Annotated in this window: 12 protein-coding genes and 2 pseudogenes; 13 read left to right on the top strand and 1 reads right to left on the bottom strand. The window is 46.6% G+C overall.

Features of this window, described 5'->3' with window-relative positions; genetic code table 11:
* Nucleotides 1–34 precede the first annotated feature (34 nt).
* Complete coding sequence (gene sbcD, locus D0A34_10455; protein UNU19231.1) at nucleotides 35–1,276, top strand: exonuclease subunit SbcD; 1,242 nt, start codon at nucleotides 35–37, stop codon at nucleotides 1,274–1,276.
* An 84-nt stretch (nucleotides 1,277–1,360) separates the two neighbouring features.
* On the opposite strand, the gene D0A34_10450 is transcribed toward sbcD, so the two are convergent.
* Nucleotides 1,361–2,359 carry a methionyl-tRNA formyltransferase gene (locus D0A34_10450; protein UNU19230.1) on the bottom strand — a complete coding sequence of 333 codons (999 nt, stop codon included), beginning with the start codon at nucleotides 2,357–2,359 and terminating at the stop codon, nucleotides 1,361–1,363.
* Between the two features lie 420 nt (nucleotides 2,360–2,779).
* Here D0A34_10450 and D0A34_10445 point away from each other — a divergent pair.
* The 12 genes and pseudogenes from D0A34_10445 (at nucleotide 2,780) to D0A34_10390 (ending at nucleotide 20,115) form a co-directional block, all read left to right on the top strand.
* Nucleotides 2,780–3,730: pseudogene (locus D0A34_10445) on the top strand (RsmB/NOP family class I SAM-dependent RNA methyltransferase).
* Nucleotides 3,731–3,795: 65 nt separating this feature from the next.
* On the top strand, nucleotides 3,796–5,136 hold the full coding sequence (locus D0A34_10440) for an ABC transporter substrate-binding protein (protein UNU19229.1): 1,341 nt from the start codon (nucleotides 3,796–3,798) through the stop codon (nucleotides 5,134–5,136).
* 573 nt (nucleotides 5,137–5,709) lie between these two features.
* Complete coding sequence (locus D0A34_10435; GenBank protein UNU19228.1) at nucleotides 5,710–8,223, top strand: PAS domain S-box protein; 2,514 nt, start codon at nucleotides 5,710–5,712, stop codon at nucleotides 8,221–8,223.
* Between the two features lie 549 nt (nucleotides 8,224–8,772).
* Nucleotides 8,773–9,602: pseudogene (locus tag D0A34_10430) on the top strand (IS5 family transposase).
* A 289-nt stretch (nucleotides 9,603–9,891) separates the two neighbouring features.
* Nucleotides 9,892–13,605, top strand: a complete 3,714-nt coding sequence (locus D0A34_10425; protein UNU19227.1) for a response regulator — start codon at nucleotides 9,892–9,894, stop codon at nucleotides 13,603–13,605.
* Nucleotides 13,598–13,972 (top strand): response regulator, encoded by a 375-nt coding sequence (locus D0A34_10420; protein UNU19226.1) that lies wholly within the window; start codon nucleotides 13,598–13,600, stop codon nucleotides 13,970–13,972. The genes D0A34_10425 and D0A34_10420 overlap by 8 nt, the downstream gene beginning before the upstream one ends.
* Entirely contained in the window at nucleotides 13,969–15,027 is a 1,059-nt protein-coding gene (locus D0A34_10415; protein UNU19225.1) for a response regulator, read from the top strand. The genes D0A34_10420 and D0A34_10415 overlap by 4 nt, the downstream gene beginning before the upstream one ends.
* Before the next feature lie 98 nt (nucleotides 15,028–15,125).
* Nucleotides 15,126–15,644, top strand: a complete 519-nt coding sequence (locus tag D0A34_10410; GenBank protein UNU19224.1) for a hypothetical protein — start codon at nucleotides 15,126–15,128, stop codon at nucleotides 15,642–15,644.
* A 147-nt stretch (nucleotides 15,645–15,791) separates the two neighbouring features.
* Nucleotides 15,792–17,129, top strand: a complete 1,338-nt coding sequence (locus D0A34_10405; GenBank protein ID UNU19223.1) for an ATP-binding protein — start codon at nucleotides 15,792–15,794, stop codon at nucleotides 17,127–17,129.
* The gene (locus D0A34_10400) at nucleotides 17,126–19,147 is read left to right on the top strand and encodes a tetratricopeptide repeat protein (GenBank protein UNU19222.1); all 2,022 of its coding nucleotides are present in this window, start codon (nucleotides 17,126–17,128) and stop codon (nucleotides 19,145–19,147) included. The genes D0A34_10405 and D0A34_10400 overlap by 4 nt, the downstream gene beginning before the upstream one ends.
* A 238-nt stretch (nucleotides 19,148–19,385) precedes the next feature.
* On the top strand, nucleotides 19,386–19,787 hold the full coding sequence (locus D0A34_10395; GenBank protein ID UNU19221.1) for a type II toxin-antitoxin system Phd/YefM family antitoxin: 402 nt from the start codon (nucleotides 19,386–19,388) through the stop codon (nucleotides 19,785–19,787).
* The gene (locus D0A34_10390; protein ID UNU19220.1) at nucleotides 19,774–20,115 is read left to right on the top strand and encodes a type II toxin-antitoxin system PemK/MazF family toxin; all 342 of its coding nucleotides are present in this window, start codon (nucleotides 19,774–19,776) and stop codon (nucleotides 20,113–20,115) included. Before D0A34_10395 ends, D0A34_10390 begins: the two co-directional genes overlap by 14 nt.
* Nucleotides 20,116–20,458: the final 343 nt, after the last annotated feature.

Genomic DNA, 20,458 nt, shown 5'->3' with positions numbered 1-20,458 from the left:
ACGAACCCAAAAGATAATTTACAAATAAAAAACAATGATTAAAATCTTACACCTTTCAGACATTCACATGGGCAGCGGCTTTTCTCACGGCCGGATTAATCCAGAAACCGGTTTAAATACGCGGCTAGAAGACTTCGCGGCGACGCTGAGCAAATGTATGGATAGAGCAATTTCTGAACCCGTAGATTTAGTCATATTCGGCGGCGATGCTTTCCCGGATTCGACGCCTCCACCGTTTGTCAAAGAGGCTTTTGCTCGCCAATTCAGCCGCTTGGTTGACGCCCAAATTCCGACGGTTTTGTTAGTAGGAAATCACGACCAACATTCTCAGGGACAAGGCGGCGCGAGTTTGGGAATTTACCGGACTTTGGGAATACCTAAGTTTATTGTAGGCGATCGCCTGGACACTCACCTGATTCAAACCCGCAGCGGGCCCGTACAGGTGGTAACATTGCCTTGGTTGACTCGATCGACCTTAATGACACGTTCCGAGACTGAAAGCCTGTCTATGGGCGATGTTAACCAATTATTAACCGAAAAACTGACGATCGCAATGGAAGGCGAAATTCGCCGCCTCAACCCCGACATACCAACCGTACTTTTAGCGCACTTAATGGCAGATAAAGCAAGTCTGGGCGCCGAACGTTTTTTAGCAGTTGGAAAAGGTTTTAACATTCCCGTTTCCATGCTAACTCGCCCTTGTTTTGATTATGTTGCTCTCGGCCACGTACACAAACACCAAAATCTCAATGCTTCCAACAATCCGCCAGTAATTTATCCCGGAAGTATCGAACGAGTTGATTTTAGCGAAGAGAAAGAAGATAAAGGTTTTGTGTTAGTTAATTTGGAACGGGGAAAAGCTGAGTGGGAATTTTGCACTTTGCCCGTGCGGGTATTTCAAACTATTAAAGTGAATGTTTCCGAATCGGACAACCCGCAAGCCGACTTAGTTAAAGCTATTGGCAAGAAAGAGATACAAGACGCGGTTGTGAGATTAATTTACCAATTGCGATCGGAACAATTAGATTTAATCGACAACGGAGAATTGCACGCACTTCTCGGCGAAGCGCACAGCTACACAATTCAACCGGAATTAGTCAGTCAACTAGCGAGGCCACGTTTACCCGAATTGAATGCTAATAATAGTATAGAACCGTTAGAAGCTTTGAAAACTTATCTGGCAAGTCGCGAAGATTTGAAAGATGTTGCTGAGAGTATGTTAGAGGCGGCGCAGGGTTTGTTGGGCGGTACGGAGGAAGTTTTGGTGGAATTTTAACTCAAGAATCGCGCATCTAATTACAGGATGATTTGGCTGCCAAATATTGTATGGTGGGTATCTTGCCCGCCCTAAATATACTTTTTAACTCCCAAAAATTTCGCCCACGGCCAACCGAGTTCCGTTGGCAAAATCCACCCCAGACTGCACCTTTTTCCCCGCTAACTGCACCTCCCGCAACAATAATAAACCATCACCGGTGTGGACGATCGCACCCAAGCCCTTCACAACCTTCACAACTTCCCCATTTGCGCCCGACAACTGATCCAAAACAGGCCATTCGCGTTCCAAAACTCTCAAATCCGGCGGTAATTGCAGCCAATATTCCGGCCCGACGGGCACAGTAGCTATCACCTTCAGAGAATTGCCGCGAAAAGTCGTCGTGCAATCCGGGAAAAAGCCCCTAACTTGATTGTGAAGGTCGCTCGCACTTTTCGACCAATCCAGCACATAATCTGCACTCTTAATCATCGGCGCATAAGTCGCCTCAGCATCATTTTGAACAACAGCTTCAATTTGGCCGTCCCTCAATTTCACCAAAGTTTCCACCAACAAATCGGCCCCAAGTTCCGCCAACCTGTCACCCAAAGAATCAGCATTATCCAACAGCGTAATACCCGCAAAAACCTTCAACAGCATCCCGCCAGTATCCATGCCAGCATCCATCAGCATAGTAGTAATTCCTGTTGTCTTTTCCCCGTCAAAAAGACAGCGCTGAATCGGCGCGGCACCGCGATACTTCGGCAAAATTGAACCGTGAACGTTAACGCAAGCCAAACTAGGAATATCCAGAATTTCTTGAGAAAGAATTTGGCCGTAAGCCACCACCACAAACACATCAGCTTCCACTTCCCGCAATTTGGCAATTGTTTCAGCATCTTTCTTGATTCGCTGCGGCTGCAAAACCGGGAGACTGTGATTTAAAGCCACATCTTTTACAGGTGAAGGCATCAATTGATTCCCTCTTCCCCGGCGTTTGTCCGGCTGAGTCACCACACCCACAACCTCAAATTCTGGGTGACTTAGCAAACTGGATAAAGTAGGAACAGCAAAGTCGGGAGTGCCAAAAAAGACAATTTTCATAGATTGTTCGTTATTAGTAAGTAGTCCTCAGTCATTACTCATTAGCCATCAAGTAGGTAATGGCAAAAAACCATAGTATATTGTAGAGACTCTTAAACGCGTAGGAGCTATCATACAAGCGAGTTTAGGAGTGTTTTCAGTCGCCGGACTCATGTAATTTTTATTTTCACATCAAATAATAGTAGTTGGCTCATAGATTATACACTTCGAGAATAGTTCCGAGTTGTGCGATCGGCAAAAAGGATCTCGATTGATACTCGGGTGCAGCCCGACTCGAACGCTCCCAAGCAATGGGTTTAATAGACGCAACCACATTTGCATCCCTTCTTCCCAAGTTAACTATAACTGTTCTACACTAACAATTATCATCTAATCTACCTTTGTCACTGCTAATCTCAATCTTATCATATCTCCTCGAACATGGAAAAACCGTCGCATCTGCTGCTTAAACTCAGCCGCAGCTTATTTGCCGACACCGCCGAACAAGAAAAATTTATTCGTGCCGTCACCAATTCCCAAGCTTTTAATCCTGCTATCTTTTGGGTGCAACCAAAACCAACAGAAAACCCATTTGATCGAGCAATTCCAGTTTCTTGGTAACGAGGATTGGTAGATAGACTAGCCTTAGAATCACAGCCGGGAAAACATTGCTTACATCAAGCAGGACATTACTACTGTCTCGACTTTTCCTCAATCTTCGCAGCCTCCACATTGTTAACAATACGCCAGCCAGTCAAACTAATCTTAGATATGTACGCCGTTCCCGGAGGAAAAAGTATATTTGCCTGGAAAACATTAAACCCAGGATTGCTGTTGTGCAACGAAGTCATAGGCAAACGCATGGGAATGCTGATCTCTAATTTAAAACGCTGCCAAATTAACCTATCCGCCGCCGCCAACCTCGATTCAAAAATACTTGCCGAAAAGATGCCACAAACGGCTAATTTAGTAATAGTAGATGCTCCTTGTACTGGTCAATCACTCTTAGCAAAATGAGACAAAGCACCCGGCTGCTTTCATAATGTCACCATCAACAGCAATGCCAACCGCCAAAAAAGAATTTTAGCCAATTCTGCTAAAATTGTAGCGCCGCAAGGTTATCTTGCATACATGACCTGCACTTATTCAACCGCATAAAATGAACAAGTCAGCGAATGGCTGTTAAACAAATTCCCCGAATTTGGGCCAGTCACTGTTCCTCATTTAGAAAAATATCGCTCGCACCTGACAGAAATTCCTTGCTATCGGATGTGGCCGCAAGATAGACTAGGAGCAGGAGGTTTCACCGTTTTGTTTCAAAACACCTCGGAGGGAGAGAGAAATCAGCTACGAGCAGATTTTCTAGATTTACCTCGTTTTACCAACATCTAACTATCCGCGTCCATCCGCGTGCATCTGCAGTAAAAAAAATATTCTTCCATTAATCCAACTAACAAATGATTTTCTCCCAATTATCCAAAGCAATTAAAAGACCGCTCAAAATAGCCGTCGGCATTTTAATTACCTTAAATCTGCTCATACTAAGCGGCTGTCAAAACACCACAACCCCAGCATCAAAAAACGGCGAACCGATCGAACTCACACTGTGGCACGGCATCAATCCTCCGCCAAATCGCGACGTATTTCAAACCCTCACAGACAAATTCAACAAAACCCATCCCAACATCCAGATCAAACCAGTTTACATCGGTCAGCCCGACCAACAACTGCCAAAAATACTAACAGCAATAGTTGGAAATGCACCGCCGGATTTGCTTTGGAATGCTGCCACAATTTCAGGAAAACTAGCAGAACTAAACGCAATTGAACCCTTAGAAAACTGGCTCGACAAATCGCCCCGGAAAGCGGAAATCTACCCCGCACTCTTTGAGTCAATGGAACTCGGCGGACACACTTGGTCAGTTCCCCTAGGCACAAACAACGTCGCCATCTTTTACCGTCCCAGCTTATTTGCAGCAGCAGGAATCAAAAAAGTGCCGCAGAATTGGGCGCAATTAAAGCAAGTAGCCCGATCGCTCACGCGAGACACCAACGGAGACGGCCGCACAGACCAACACGGCATAGTGCTCCCCCTAGGCAAAGGAGAATGGACAGTATTTACTTGGCTGCCATTCATGTTCAGCGCAGGTGGCGAACTCAAAGGCGAAATACCTCAAAGTCCTGTACCCCAAATAGATAATCCCGGTTCTCACGCCGCCTTAGAATTGTGGAGCGACTTGTTAAAAGAAGGTTCAGCAATACTGTCAGCACCCGAACGCGGTTACGAACTCGACAACTTCATCGCCGGGAAAGTCGCCATGCAACTCACCGGGCCGTGGACGCTAGCACAGTTGCAGCAAAGCGCGATCGACTACGCAGCAATGCCTTTACCGCTCCTCAAACGCCCCGCAGCCGTCGTAGGGGGTGAAAACCTATTTTTAATGAAAACCTCGCCAGAACGAGAGCGAGCCGCCCTAGTATTTTTAGAATACGTTATAGGTGAAGAATTCCAAACAGCATGGGCATTGGGAACCGGTTACTTGCCCATTAACTTAAAATCGAGACAGAGCCAAGCTTATCAAAGCTTTGTGGAAAAAAACCCTGTTTTGCGAGTATTTTTAGAACAAATGAACTCAGCCAGAGCGCGACCCATTATATCAGGTTACTCCCGCCTCTCAGAAAACCTCGGTCGCGCCATAGAGGCAACCCTTCTCGGCCGCAACCCCCAAGACGCCCTTAAAGAATCTCAAGAGCGTTTGACACTCACCTTAGATATTGCAACAGCCACAGAGAAATAGACAAAAAAAAATATTTTTTTTTGCTGTAAATTATCCACTTTTACTGTATTCGAGCGAAAGACTTGAAGCCTCGATTGATTGGTGAAAAATCAAGTGAAAATCACTTCAGCCTCAACTTATAATCAGAAACCGTGTTTCTGGCCCCAGACTTACCTAAAAGCAGAGATTTTACGTCGCTGTTATTGGTATTTTAGGTATTTTAGGTATTTTAGGTATTATTGAGCACGGTGCAAAATGTTAGGGTGAATTGCGTTGCGATCGCCCGACACAAAAAGACACCCGCTGTCCCTCGGTAATAAATTTTTAACAAAAACCAAAAATTTACAAACCAATTGCTTAGCCATTAGAGATATATTTACAAAAAAGCAATACTCCCGAAATTCATGGGCAGATTTGATCGAACAAAAAAAACGGCTCCCTCAACGGCACCACAAAAAGTTAGCTCAAAAGCTTCTCCCACTACCTACCACCCATGACCTACCATCACCTAATAGAAACATTTTCTCTACCCTGTGCCTGTCCCGTGCCACCTACTGAGATCCCAACAACCGTCCACCTTTTCCCCAAACGACAATGCAGACAAAGTTCCTTAACGCAATCAAAGGACATTCCTGGCGGTACTTCCTCGCAGTAGGCGCGATCGCCCTGGTCTACTATTGGGCGTCGCAATTCGCCATTTCCACCCTCACCCTCAGTTCAGAAATTTACCCAATGTGGCCAGCAGCAGGAATTGCCCAAGTCGCCCTGCTGGTGTTCGGGCGGCAACTGTGGCCGGGAATCGCGATCGGAGGCTTCCTGTTCAGCATGAGCGTACCGTCGGCCAACATCGGCACCGCAGTGATCTCGGCAGGCGCCAGAACCCTGCAAGCGTGGACGGGAACTTATCTACTCCAAGGCATTAACTTTAGCGCCGGGCTCGATCGGCTCAAAGACGTTTTAGGAATAGTCGGACTAGGAGCCTTGGCATCTACTCTGATCAACTCCACCATCGGCAGCATCCTCGTATGCCTGAGCGGTTTATCTAGCTGGAGCAATTTTGGCACGATTTGGGGGACTTGGTGGGTGGGAGACGCTATGGGAATTTTGCTCGTCGCCCCGCTGCTGCTGACGTGGCAACAATTGCCGAAAGTCCCCACCCATCGCAAACAGATAGCTGAACGAGCGATTTGGCTGTTGCTGCTGCTAGCAGTCGGCTGGCTCGTCTTCTGCTCGCGCACCCGCGCCGCCTACGCCCGCTACCCCCTCGAATACTTACCATTTCCCCTAGTAGTTTGGGCTGCCTTTCGATTCGGTCAGCGCTACACGGCGCTCTCCAACTTCATCCTCTGCGGCTTCGCCATCTGGGGCATAGCCCGACGCAGCGGCCCCTTCCTCAAACACGCCAACAGTATGCCCCAAGCACTGTTATCCCTGCAAGCCTTCATCGCCGTCATCGCCGTTACCGGCTTAGTCTTAGCCGCCACCGTCGCCGAACGCCACCAAGCAGAAGCCTCCCTGCGCGCCAGCGAAGCCAGCCTTGCCAACGCCCAGCGCATTGCCCAACTAGGCAACTGGGACTTAGACCGCAACACCCAGCAATTGCGGTGGTCAGAGGAAATTTATCGTATCCTGGGACAGCGGCCGGGAACTTTTGAACCCAGCCTGGAAGCCTTCTTGGAATACGTACACCCTGAAGACAGAGAATTAGTCAAAACCTCGATCGAAGCGGCTTTATTTCAGCAACAGCCTTACAGCATCGACTACAGGCTCATACTCCCCGACGGTAGCAACCGCACAGTCTACGAACAAGCCGCCGTCAACTCCCTCTACATCACCAGCACCGTCCAAGACATCACAGACAGAAAGCAAGCCGAAGCCGCCCTGCGTTCTTCAGAAGAAAGATTTTCCAAGGCCTTTCACGCCTCCCCAGTCGGAATCAGCATCTGCACCCTCACAGACGGATGCTTCCTGGATGCCAACGAAAGCTTTTTGCGCTCATTAGGCTGGCTGCGGCACGAATTTATCGGCCTCACTCCCAGCGACTTAGGAATGTTTGTCCATTCAGAAGACGGGGGGCGGCTCGCCCAGATTTTGCAATCACAAAATTCGATCAGCAACCAAGAAATCAAAATTCGCACCAAAGTCGGCGAAGTGCGCGACTGGCTGCTGTCAATGGAACTCATCGACCTCGGCAGCACTCAGTGCGTTTTAATCATGACCACCGACATCACCGAACGCTTGCGTTCCGAAGAATTCCGCCGGGCCGCAGTAGCAGCCGAAGCTGCAAATAGATCCAAAAGCATTTTTCTCGCCAACATGAGTCACGAACTCAGAACCCCCCTCAACGCCATCATCGGCTACAGCGAGATCCTGCAAGAAGACGCCCGAGACCTCGGTGTCGAAGAGCTCATAGACGACCTCAAGAGTATTAACACGGCCGGCAAGCACCTACTAGACCTGATTAAAGATATTCTCGACTTGACCAAAATTGAAGCCGGCCACATCGACCTCCACCTCGAAACCTTCACCATTTCAACTCTGGTTGAGCAAGTAGTAACCACGATCGCGCCGATGGCAGACAAAAATAGCAATATCCTAGATATACAATGCCCCGAGGATATTGGCTCGATGCAGGCCGACTTGACTAAACTCCGGCAGTCTCTGCTCAACCTCCTCAGCAATGCCGCGAAATTTACTTGCTCCGGCGCGATTACCTTCGCCGTTACCCGATCCGTCGAAACCCCCGCCGACACTGCAAATAAAGCCAAAAGACTTGGAGCGTATAGAGGAGGTGGCCAAGCTGAAAATAGCTTGTCTCTGTTATCTTCCGCTCAAGATTGGATCATTTTTACGGTCAAAGATACCGGCATTGGCATGAGTCCCGAACAGTTAGCCAAAATCTTTGAGCCTTTCACCCAAGCCGATTCTTCAACTACTAAGAAGTATGGCGGCACTGGTTTGGGGCTGACGATTACTAAGAAATTCTGCGAAATGATGGGCGGAGACATTACTGCATTCAGCGATGTGGGCAAAGGTTCTACTTTTATCATTCGGCTGCCAGCTATTTTCACCGACCTTTCGATCTCAACCGAAAAGTCTGACGAATAATATTTTTTTGACATTTTTTTTGATGCCTGCAAATTTTATTTCCCTCCGCCAGTTGCTGATTACTTCGCTAGCAGTTAGGGAGATTTGGCAGATAATTTATCACATGAGCAACTCACTTTTTTTCCTAGGTTTTTATAATATAGAGGTAGAAGATTAGGCTGGGTTAGATAACCATAATTAAATTAATTTATGAGTAAGTACGAAAAGCGCTTAAATCGTTTACGCTGGCAGGGAAATAATAATTTTTCCAGTCCTGTACAAGCGTACGTGATCGTTTTTTGGGGGTCACCTAGTTTTTGAGGGTAAGTTCACTTGATAAAAACTCCGGATAGTTTTTCTCTGGTGCAGTGGCTTATTTTATAGGACTTTGATCGACTGTGGATAATTAAATCAATGCCGTCTCCATCCGTGACTTGCATTTAATTTTATTTTTTTATTATCCTTGTCCTGTAAAGCTTGTAGTATCGCTACCAAAAGTTGTGGGAATATTAGACCTCTTGCAAAAGTCCCCAATAAGGGCAATAGTGAGGTGATTGAGAGGAAAAACTGATGACTTACGAACAAGTGCAAAGCTTAAAGCCAGAAGCCTTCAAGAGATTATGTGGCGTTGGGTATACAACTTTTGCAGAAATGGTGTCAGTTCTCAAACAACAGCAACTTCAGAAACGGAAACCCGGTCGTCCGCCTAAACTGAGCTTAGAAGATCAGGTACTACTGGCATTACAATATTGGCGAGAGTACCGTACCTACTTTCACATTGCTCAAAGCTGGAACATCAATGAATCGACTGCGTTCCGGATCGTGAGGCACGTAGAGGATACATTGATTCGTTCAGGTCGGTTTAGCTTACCCGGAAAGAAAGCACTGCGACAACCTGACTCAGTTTTAGAAGTAGTTGTGGTCGATGTGACCGAAAGTCCAGTCGAGCGTCCAAAAAAAAACAACGACAAGTGTTTTCGGGCAAAAAAAAGTATCACACCTTGAAGTCACAATTAGTGGTCAATCAAAAGACGGGAGCAATTATCTGCATAGCTCATGGTAAAGGCAGAAGGCATGACTTTCGACTATTCAAGAGCAGTAAAGTCAGGCTAGCCACTACAATTAAGCTTTTAGGTGACAAGGGTTATCAAGGAATTAGGAAACTTCATGCCAATAGTCAGATCCCTACTAAAAAGCCCAAAAGCTCTAATTTATCTAAGGTTGGACGGCAAGAAAACCGTACTCTGGCAACCCAACGTATTGTCATTGAACACGTCAATCGGAAACTGAAAATTTTTCGGATTCTGTCGGAACGTTACCGAAATCGCCGACGTAGATTTGGTTTACGCTTCAACCTGATTGCAGGTATCTATAACTATGAACTTAACCTTTCAGAATGACTTTTGCAAGAGGTCTATTGACTTGATCAGATAAGATGATATTATGATTTTTGAGTGTGCTTCCGACATTCAGAGGCTTGGTTGGTTGACAACCCCTAAAACTTCTGAGAATTAATATAATTAGCGCAGTTTGAAAGATTTTGGAGAGGAGACAGGAGCCCTCGGCTTCTCAATAAAACCTGTTATAGACTTCGATCGCGTACTTGTCCCCTAACGGTATACTTACGTATATATACTATTAATTAATAAAGATATACTGTAGAAAGTTGCCTACAAAGCGCCAGAAAATATGCACCCCCACCTCCAGCGCCAACTCGAACAGCTCGGTTTAGTCGGCGAGTCTCCCCCTCCCACTGCTGAGCAGTGGCAGCTTTTATTAGAGCAGGTAAGTTGTAGCTATGACGGAGTTCAGAGTCAGCAACAACTTCAGCGGGAAGATTGTTTTAACTTGGAGACGGTGGCGCTCAAGGATTTAACTAACTCGCCCCAGTCCCCTCAAGACTCTCCAACAGCTTCAGAATTCGATCGACTGCGGGCGACGAGTGTCAACAGTTTGGGGGCGGGAGTGTGTATCCTTGACAGGAAGGGCTGTGTAATCTCGGTGAATCCAGAGGCAGAACGCTTGCTGGGATGGCGAGAGTCGGAACTTGCAGGCGTTTCCCTGCTAGAGCGCATCGGCAAGCAAAAGAAAGGCAACAAATCCCCAGTTCTGACGGCTCCGAAACAGTCGCCAAGCAAGAGTGAAGATGTGACGATCGCACCTACACTAAATTTACAAGAGGCGATCGCTTCGAGTCAACCTTGCAACAATTGGGACGACGAGTTTTTGTGTCGCGACGGCAAGATTTTACCAGTTTCCTATTTTTTCCATCCCGCAGTTGAGGGCAGCGAAATATCCGTCTTGGTGTTTTTTGACATTAGAGAACAGAAGCAATCGCTCTCGATACTGCAAGCAGTTCTAAAATCTACAGATGCAGGAATTCTGGCGGTTGACAGAAACGGCAATATATGTAATTATAATCAGAAATTTCTAGAAATGTGGGGTTTGTCCGCCAGCCAAGGAAAGTTGAGCCGCTCGACCTTCGCCACACTCAAAAACACAATCAAAACAGGATTCCCCTTGGACAGGGAACAATTAAAATACCCGCAAAGATTTCTCCAAAACGTGATCAAAGTGTCCGCAGATCCAGATACTAAAATCAACGAATTATTAGAATTTAAAGACGGAAAAATTCTTGAATTAAATTCGTTGCCCTCAAAAGTCGGAGCGAAAACAGTCGGTAGAGTCTGGAGCTTTCGAGACGTTACCGAACTCAAAAAAGTAGAAGAATCTTTGCAGTATCAAATAGAATCCGCTCAGTTGATTGCCCGTTTGTCAAGCCATTTCATCAGCCAGCCCTTATCAGAAATAAACAAAGGCATCGATCAAACCCTCGAAGCGATAGCCACCTTGAGCGGGTTTGACCGCAGTTACATCTACCTGTTATCAGAAGACAACACCCGCGCCGACAAAACCTACGAGTGGTGCCGCGAAAGCATTCCGGCAGTCAAAGACAGCACCTACAAACAAATAGACATCGCACAAATCCCTTGGATCGCAGAAAAACTCGATCGCGCGGAATGCCTCTATATTCCAGAAATCGGCGAACTCGCGCCCCCAGCCAAAGCCGAAATTGGCTATTTTATCGGTCAAATTTCAGCCGAATTCCAGACAGACTCCCCATCCCAAACACTCAATCAAACAGCAACCGCCTCAATACCTTCGATTGGCGCTTCCCTAAATAATTTAGAATTTAAAAAACAGCTACAAAATATTCAATCGCTGATAATTGTTCCCCTAATTTGTAGTAAAAACCTAGTAGGATTTCTCGGATTCGATGGCTTAAAGCAAACAGCAGGTCGAGCAACCGAAATCTCCACACAGCTAAAAATGGTAGGAGAAATGCTCGCCAATGTCCTAGAGCGCAAGCGAGCAGAAGCAGCCTTGAGACAATCCGAAACAAAATACCGCAGCATCTTTGAAAACGCAGTCGAAGGCATATTCCAGACAACGCCTTCAGGGCACTACCTCAACGGCAATCGCGCACTAGCCAGAATTTACGGTTACGAATCCTATACCCAAATGCTTGCCGAATTCACCGATATCAACCGTCAATTTTACGTTGACCCCCATCGGCGCGCCGAGTTTATGGCCCAATTGGGCGCGCGCCGCCAAGTGTCAAAATTTGAGTCCCAAATATACCGCCGAGACGGTAGCACGATCTGGATTTCCGAAAACGCGCGCAGCATCTGCGACGAAAACGGCAGCGTTTTGTACTACGAAGGCACAGTCCAAGACATCACCGATCGCAAACAGGCAGAATCCGCCATGCAGTTAGCCCTAGAAGCAGCAGAATCAGCCAACCGGGCAAAAAGCACATTTCTCGCCAACATGAGCCACGAACTTCGCACACCCCTCAACGCCATCATCGGCTACAGCGAAATGCTCAAAGAAGAAGCCGAAGAATTGGGCAGTTGCGAATCCGTCCCCGACCTCGAAAAAATCTGCAGCGCCGGCAAACACTTGCTGTCCCTGATTGACGACATCCTAGATATTTCTAAAATTGAAGCAGGCCGAATGGATCTCTACTTAGAAACCTTCGAGATCCATACCTTAATTGAAAGTGCTGTTGCCACGGCGAGGCCGCTGGTAGATAAAAACGGTAATACCCTAGAAGTGTACTGTCCAGACAACCTCGACACCATGCACGCGGACATGACCAAAGTGCGGCAAGTGCTGCTTAATTTGCTCAGCAACGCTGCCAAGTTCACACAAAACGGGAGAATTGCGATCGGAGTGGAAAGAATTAAAAATGAACAATTAAAAATGAAAAATCAAGAGGAATCTTCCCAAATTTTAATTTCCAACTCCGAATTTTTAAGTTTCCGCGTCGCCGACACTGGCATCGGCATGACACAAGAGCAATTGGAGCGAGTTTTCCAACCTTTCACCCAAGCTGATGCCTCGACTACCCGCGAGTACGGTGGCACCGGTTTGGGACTAGCAATCAGTCAGCGCTTCTGTCAGATGATGGGTGGCAGTATTGAGGTCAGCAGCACCTTGGGCGCAGGCACCACTTTCACCGTGCTCTTGCCCACAGCCATCAAACAGCCGGAAATCCCCAACAAAGTCCACGACAGCACTAGCCCTCCGGACGCCCCCGCTGTCGGCACGGTGCTGGTAGTGGACGACGACCCGATTTCGCGGGATTTAATCCAGCGCGCCCTTAGTCGCCAAGGACTGCACATAGAAGTCGCCGGCAGTGGCGAGCAAGCTCTCCGGCTCGCTAAGCAACTACGGCCAGACGCCATTACCCTGGACGTGATAATGCCCGGAATGGACGGCTGGGCGGTACTCTCAGCGCTGAAGGCCGATCCTGAGCTTGCCGAAATTCCCGTAATCCTGCTATCCTTTGTGGGCAACAAAAGCCTCGGCTTCGCATTGGGTGCCTCGGACTACCTCACCAAACCAGTGGACGGCAAACGGCTGGCTGCCTTGTTGAACAAGTACCGACGCGACCAAGACGGCGTTGCAAGTAACAATTTGACCTGTCAGATTCTAATTGTGGAAGACGACGTTGCCACGCGCGAAATACTGCGATGCGTACTAGAAACACAAGGCTGGGCAGTAACGGAAGCTGACAGCGGACGCGCTGCTCTCGATCGGCTAAAAGTTGCTCGCCCGCACCTGATATTACTGGATTTGACGCTGCCAGAAATGGATGGTTTTGAGTTGATCGGGGAAATTCGCAAATCCCATTCGGGAGATCCTATACCGATTGTTGTGATCACGGGGAAAGACTTGACACCGGCCGAAAGCCAGCAACTAAACGGCTACGTCGAGCGGGTGCTACAAAAGGGAGTCTACAGTTGCGATACTTTGTTGCGCGATGTTCGCTCTATAGTCAATGACAGGTTCGATCGCAGGTACGACTCGAAAGGCAAGGAGAACACCAATGGCTAAAATCCTGTTGGTCGAAGATAACGAAATGAACAGGGATATGCTTTCCAGGCGTCTGGCCCGCAAGGGACATGAGGTCTTTATTGCTGTTGACGGTGCTGAGGGAGTGTCGATGGCGCTCGCGAAAGTACCCGATTTGATTCTGATGGATATGAGTCTGCCGGTTCTCGACGGCTGGCAAGCAACGCAGCAAATTAAGGCGGCTCCTGAAACTAGCAGGATTCCGGTGATTGCGCTGACGGCTCACGCAATGGCGGGCGATCGTGAAAAGTGTCTTGCGGCCGGCTGCAATGACTACGACACTAAACCGGTCGAGTTTCCCAGACTTTTGGGTAAAATTGAAACGCTTCTCAAAGAGGCCATGACATGAAAGGTGATGAGGGCAGCGTGCTGGTTGTTGACGACAATGAGGTAAACCGCGATTTGCTGGCCCGCCGACTTCAGCGTCAAGGCCATGTGGTGACTGTTGCTGAAGATGGTCTCCAAGCTCTGGAAATGTTGCGAAGCGATCCTTTTGATTTGGTTCTTTTAGACATTATGATGCCGCAAATGAACGGCTATCAGGTGCTCGAAAGTCTGAAGGCGGACGAGAATTTGCGCTACATCCCGGTGATTATGATTTCGGCGGTGGACGATATCGACAGTATCGTCCGGTGTATAGAGTTGGGGGCGGAGGATTATCTTTCTAAACCGTTCAATCCGGTATTGCTCAAGGCTCGGATTAGCGCTTGTCTGGAAAAGAAGCGGCTGCGGGATAAGGAACAGGCTTATTTACATGAGTTGGCCCAGGAAAAGGAAAAGTCCGAGCGTTTGCTGTTAAATATTTTACCCAAGGCGATCGCGCAGCGCCTGAAACACGGGGAAATTACGATCGCAGACAGTTTCGCTGAGGTAACAGTGATGTTTGCCGATTTGGTCGGTTTTACGAAGCTTTCGGCTCATTTATCGCCGGCCCAATTGGTGGAGTTGCTCAACGAGATTTTTTCGGCTTTTGACGAGTTGGCCGAGCGCTACGGACTTGAGAAAATTAAGACGATCGGCGATGCTTATATGGTTGTTGGCGGTTTGCCTACGCCCAGCGACGACCACGCTGAGTCGATCGCCGAAATGGCGCTGGAAATTCAAGCAGCAATGACTAAGATACATACCAAGGGAGGTCAGCCGCTCAGCATCCGCATCGGCATCCACACAGGCCCGGTAGAAGCTGGGGTAATCGGTACTAAAAAATTTACTTACGATTTGTGGGGAGATACGGTAAATACAGCTTCCCGGATGGAATCTCAAGGCGTCGCCGGCAGCATTCAGGTGACAGTTGCTACCTACGAGCGCCTGCGGGATAAGTACGTTTTTGAAGAGCGCGGCGTGATTCCAGTGAAGGGGAAAGGCGATATGATGACTTATCTGCTTATGGGCCGAAACGCTTAATTAATCATTGGGCATTGGGCAGTGGGCATTGGGCATCGGGTATCGGTAACTAATATCAACAGTCAACAGTCAACAGTCAACAGTCAACAAATTATCAAATGAACGTAAATTCTAACCTTTTAATGTACGCCCAATGGGCGGGAATTCTAACAGTAGCCTTGGCTATTCTAACTGTTATAGCATTTATCTTCAAATGGGGTTTTCGCTTCCGATTGGTAGGAGTGACAAGCTTTATGGGAGTAATTGCTGCGAGTATATTTGGTCTGGGTTTGGGACTGTTTTCCCGCACAGAAATTCCCGGTGCAGTTCGCTATTCTTTAGTTTACGATACAGGCGGCGCTCAAACAGTAGTTACTGTGCCGCCTACGATCACGGAATCGGAATTAGAAGCAACGATGCAGCAAGCGGCTGCGGATTTGTACTCTCCAGGGCGCTCTGGGCGGGGCCGAGACTACATGACAATCCGGGTTCGTACAGTGGTACATCCTGAACCTGGGCTGTCGCAGCCGCTGTTTTTGGGCGAGGTGAGGCGATCGCTCGCGACTCGTTATGATGACAAAATGGCGATCGAAATCTTCCCGGAAAAAGTCGCAATTTTGAAAAAATACCAAGCCTAAAAGTAGTGATTGTTGGGTGCGCCATGTGCACCCAGCCTTTTGCATAGATTCGATCGCTCTTCTTATAATTATCTGCGTTTATCGGTGTTCATCTGCTTTAAATCTGCGGTTGAGCCTATAAAAAACCAAAAATACTAAAAAAAATTTATGACTCAAAATACAGAAAAACTACTAAAAGACCTCTACAACGCCTTTAACCCATCTTCTCCTTTACCAGCAGGCGACCCGCAATATGTTGACTGTGGGGAAGTGCGAGGAGATGACAATATTACCCTAGACTTGGGCCTCAACATTGAGCGTTCAGAACCGATGACTTGCCAGTTGTATGCAGGACATCGCGGTGCTGGAAAATCAACCGAATTGCTGCGGCTACAGCAACACTTGAACAACAAAGGTTATTTTGTAGTTTATTTCGCGGCTGACGCCGAAGATATCAATCCCGAAGATACTGAATATACAGATATTTTGCTAGCTTGCACCAGACACTTATTAGAAGCAATTAAAGAGGCTGACTCCAAGCCTTTGGTCAATTGGATGAAAGACCGCTGGGACGATTTAAAAGATTTAGGGCTAACAGAAATATCTTTTGAAAAATTGAGCTTAGAGGCGCAAATTAGTCAGTTTGCCAAGTTGACGGCGAATGTGAGAACTCAACCGAGTCTGCGCCACAAAATCCGAGAAAAAGTTGAGCCCCAAACACAAACGCTGATTGATGCGCTAAATGAGTTTATTGGCGACGCTAAAAAAAAGTTGCCCAATAAATATTCGCAACTGGTAGCGATTGCCGATAATTTAGACCGGATTGTGCCCTTTTCTGCAGCAGACGCAGGAGGACGCAGCAATCTAGACCAAATTTTCTTAGACCGCAGCGAACAACTCCAAGCTTTAGATTGCCACGTCGTTTACACTGTACCTATTTCGATGGTGCATTCCAATCGCGCTGCTGATTTAAGCGATAAGTACAATACTCCGCAAGTGCTGCCAATGATTCTGGTACAGAATCTAGATGGTAGCGCTCACCAACCGGGACTTGCTAAAATTAAAGAGTTGATTAAGAAGCGGGTGCAAAAAATCGCTCCAAATCTATCTTTAGAGACAGGATTGTTTGACACCGAAGAAACCCTAGAACGGCTGTGCTTGATGAGTGGAGGTCACGTTAGGGATTTGATGAAGATGATGCGAGAATCTGTGAATCAAACACAGAATTTGCCAATTACTGCCAAAGCGGCCCAAAGAGCAATCACGAAAGAGCGGAATGTCTACCGCAAAACTCCCGGACAAGATGAATGGTCAATTTTAGCAAAAGTCTCTATTTCTCACCGGATACTTAATGAAGAAAAGCACCGCAGTTTGCTATTTAACCGCTGTATTTTGGAATACCGATATTTTGATGATGAAGGAGAAATGCAGCCTTGGTATGATGTTCACCCGCTAATTAAAGGCATTCAGGAATTTAAGGAAGCAGTCGCTCTACTTCAGCCATGAAACCAGAAGCAATTGATTGGGACGAAGATTTGCCACCTGCAGAACCGGAGGAAGAATATCTAACTCTGGTACGCACTCTCAAGCGGACAGATGGGTTTAGCTTGTTGTTTGTGGAGTGTTCACCGGCGGAGGGAGAACGCTGGATTACTAGAGTTAAAACAGATATTCCGCAGCAAAATATTGAGGTTTTGCGGCTGAAGGAATCGGTTTATGATTTTTACAATCTAATTGAAGAGTTGCCAAATCGCGCTCGCATCAATGTCCTCTTTGTCCAGGGTTTAGAATATTCACTTTATGAATACGAACAAGAGAAAAAGGATATCGGCTGGGAAAGTAAGGATATTTACTCTTACAGTTGGCGGGGAGTGCCGCCTGTTTTTATTAATTTAAACCAGCAGCGAGAACGATTTCGAGATAATTTTAAAATCTGTTTTGTTTTTCTGTTGCCTAAGTTTGCTATTGATTATTTTATTCAACGGGCACCTGACTTTTTCGATTGGCGATCGAGTTTATTTAAGTTGTCAATGGATAAAGAACTGCTGCAACTAGAATCAAGGCAGGCTTGTTCCGAAAGATGGAAGCAAGAAGATTATCTAGCTTTGACTCCCCAAGAAAGAAAACGGGAATTGGTGAGGATTCAATCTTTAATTGATGAGGATGGGCAAACACCCGAACAACAAGCAGAATTGTTTTATGAACAAGGTTTATTGTATGGCTATGCTGAAGAATCTGCAAAGGCGATCGCCTCCTTCGACAAAGCCTTAGAATTCAAACCAGATAATCATGTTGCCTGGTACAATCGGGGCATTGCACTGGGTAGTCTAGGAAGATTTGAAGAAGCGATAGCCTCCTACGACAAAGCCTTAGAATTCAAACCCGATGAGGAGTATGCCTGGAACAATCGGGGCATTGCACTGGGTAATCTAGGAAAATTGGAAGCAGCGATAGCCTCCTACGACAAAGCCTTAGAAATCAAACCAGATTATCACGAAGCCTGGAACAATCGGGGCATTGCACTGGGTAATTTAGGAAGATTGGAAGCAGCGATCACCTCATTCGACAAAGCCTTAGAAATCAAACCAGAGTATCACGAAGCCTGGAACAATCGGGGCATTGCACTGGGTAATTTAGGAAGATGGGAAGAAGCGATAGTCTCCTACGACCAAGCCTTAGAATTTAAAGCAGATTTATACGAAGCCTGGAACAATCGGGGCAGTGCACTGGGTAATTTAGGAAGATTGGAAGCAGCGATAGCCTCCTACGACAAAGCCTTAGAAATCAAAGCATATTCATACGAAGCCTGGTACAATCGGGGCATTGCACTGGATAATTTAGGAAGATGGGAAGCAGCGATAGCCTCCTACGACAAAGCCTTAGAAATCAAACCAGATTATCACGTTCCCTGGAACAATCGAGGCATTGCATTGGGTAATTTAGGAAGATTAGAAGAAGCGATCGCATCCTTCGACAAAGCCTTAGAGATCAAACCAGATGATGACGAAGCCTGGTACAATCGGGGCATTGCACTGGGTAATTTAGGAAGATGGGAAGAAGCTATCGCCTCCTTCGACAAAGCCTTAGAAATCAAACCAGATTATCACGTTGGCTGGTACAATCGGGGCAATGCACTGGGTAATTTAGGAAGAGGGAAAGAAGCGATAGCCTCCTACGACAAAGCCTTAGAATTCAAACCCGATGATCACGCAGCCTGGTACTATCGGGGCATTTCACTGGATGATTTAGGAAGAGGGGAAGAAGCTATCGCCTCCTACGACAAAGCCTTAGAATTCAAACCCGATGATGACGCAGCCTGGAACAATCGGGGCCTTGCACTGGGTAATTTAGGAAGATTGGAAGAAGCGATAGCCTCCTACGACAAAGCCTTAGAATTCAAACCCGATGATGACGCAGCCTGGTACAGTATTAGACATCTGCGTTTTATAATAAAGCTTGCTGTTATGAGTTGCATAGTCAAATTGACCAAGCGATTCAGAATTTGCAGCAAGCCATCAATCTGAATTCTGACGAATACCGAGAAATGGCAAAAACTGACTCGGATTTTGACAGCCTTCGATCGCATACTCGGTTTCAAGCCTTGATTCAAGAATAGGGATTTGCCCTTGGGCGGGGCGGGTTTATGAGATTGTCGGTTTGAGGCGATTATTGTTGGTAAAACCCGCCCCTACATCATCAAAAACACTTTTCAACGAAGCTAATGGACACGATATAATAGGAGAATTAATAGCGAGGTAAAAGATGACTCAACTAAATGTTAATCTAACCAATGACAAATTTCCCGAACTCATCGCCCATGTCGAGGATACTGGAGAACGAATTGTCATAGAACAGGAAGGAAGAGCGATCGCTGCTATCATTACTTATGCAGACCTGAAGCGACTGGAAGCCCTAGAAGCTGCCCTAATTAACCAAGCAAAACTAGAAGAATATGAATGGCTAAAAGGTGCGATCCGCCATCCAGCTTTTGATTCTCTGAGAGACTCAGCAGAAGATATATACACTTTAGCTGATGGCGTGCCATTCCACGACCCTGAATGGATTAAAACAGTAGCAATCGAGCCTCATTTTGGTTCGATCCTAGACTCCGAAGAAGACATTTATACCATAGCTGACGGTAAACCATTCCATGACCAAGGGTAAGATTTTCCTACTACCGTTTCCCTATGATGATTTATCGGCAAACAAACTGCGTCCAGCAGCTTGTTTGACTAACCCTTTGGGAGCGCGGCGTCATGTTATTCTTGCTTATATTACAAGTCGCTTGCCAACAAATCTACTGGAAACAGATATCGTATTAGATGCTTCTCATCTCGACTTTCAGGCTTCGGGGCTGCGGGTGCCATCTACTATCAGGCTGCATCAAGTGGTAACTGTTTCTACAGTGGTTATTCAGCGTGAGTTGGGTGAATTGTCATCAGATACACAGGCTCAAATTGCTGAAAAGCTCTGCAATTTGCTAACTCAGTGATCGCCGATAGGTGAAAATTATATCAGGACTTACGCAACTTTTAAATTTTTACACTACCCGTAGTAATAAGGGCCGCAATGCGCTACAAATAGGGTGGATGTGTAAGTCCTGTTAGATATTGGGTGAGGTTTGTCACACCTCAGTACGATCGCCCTTTCCTCTTTTCTACGCAGTCATATAAAAAAATAGTATTAATCTATACCTACAAATCCCAGCTCTAGAATTATAATGAAAAAAATTGAAAAAGCTCCCATATTCCTGTAAAATTGCCATAAATAACCAAATAGTCGCGATCAAAAGCACTCAAACGCGAAAAAGATCGCATATAAAAAAGAAAAGAATC

Origin of the sequence: Microcoleus vaginatus PCC 9802 (genome assembly GCA_022701275.1) — a bacterium.
Taxonomy (GTDB): domain Bacteria; phylum Cyanobacteriota; class Cyanobacteriia; order Cyanobacteriales; family Microcoleaceae; genus Microcoleus; species Microcoleus vaginatus_A.
This window is presented reverse-complemented; position numbering and strand designations above follow the sequence as displayed.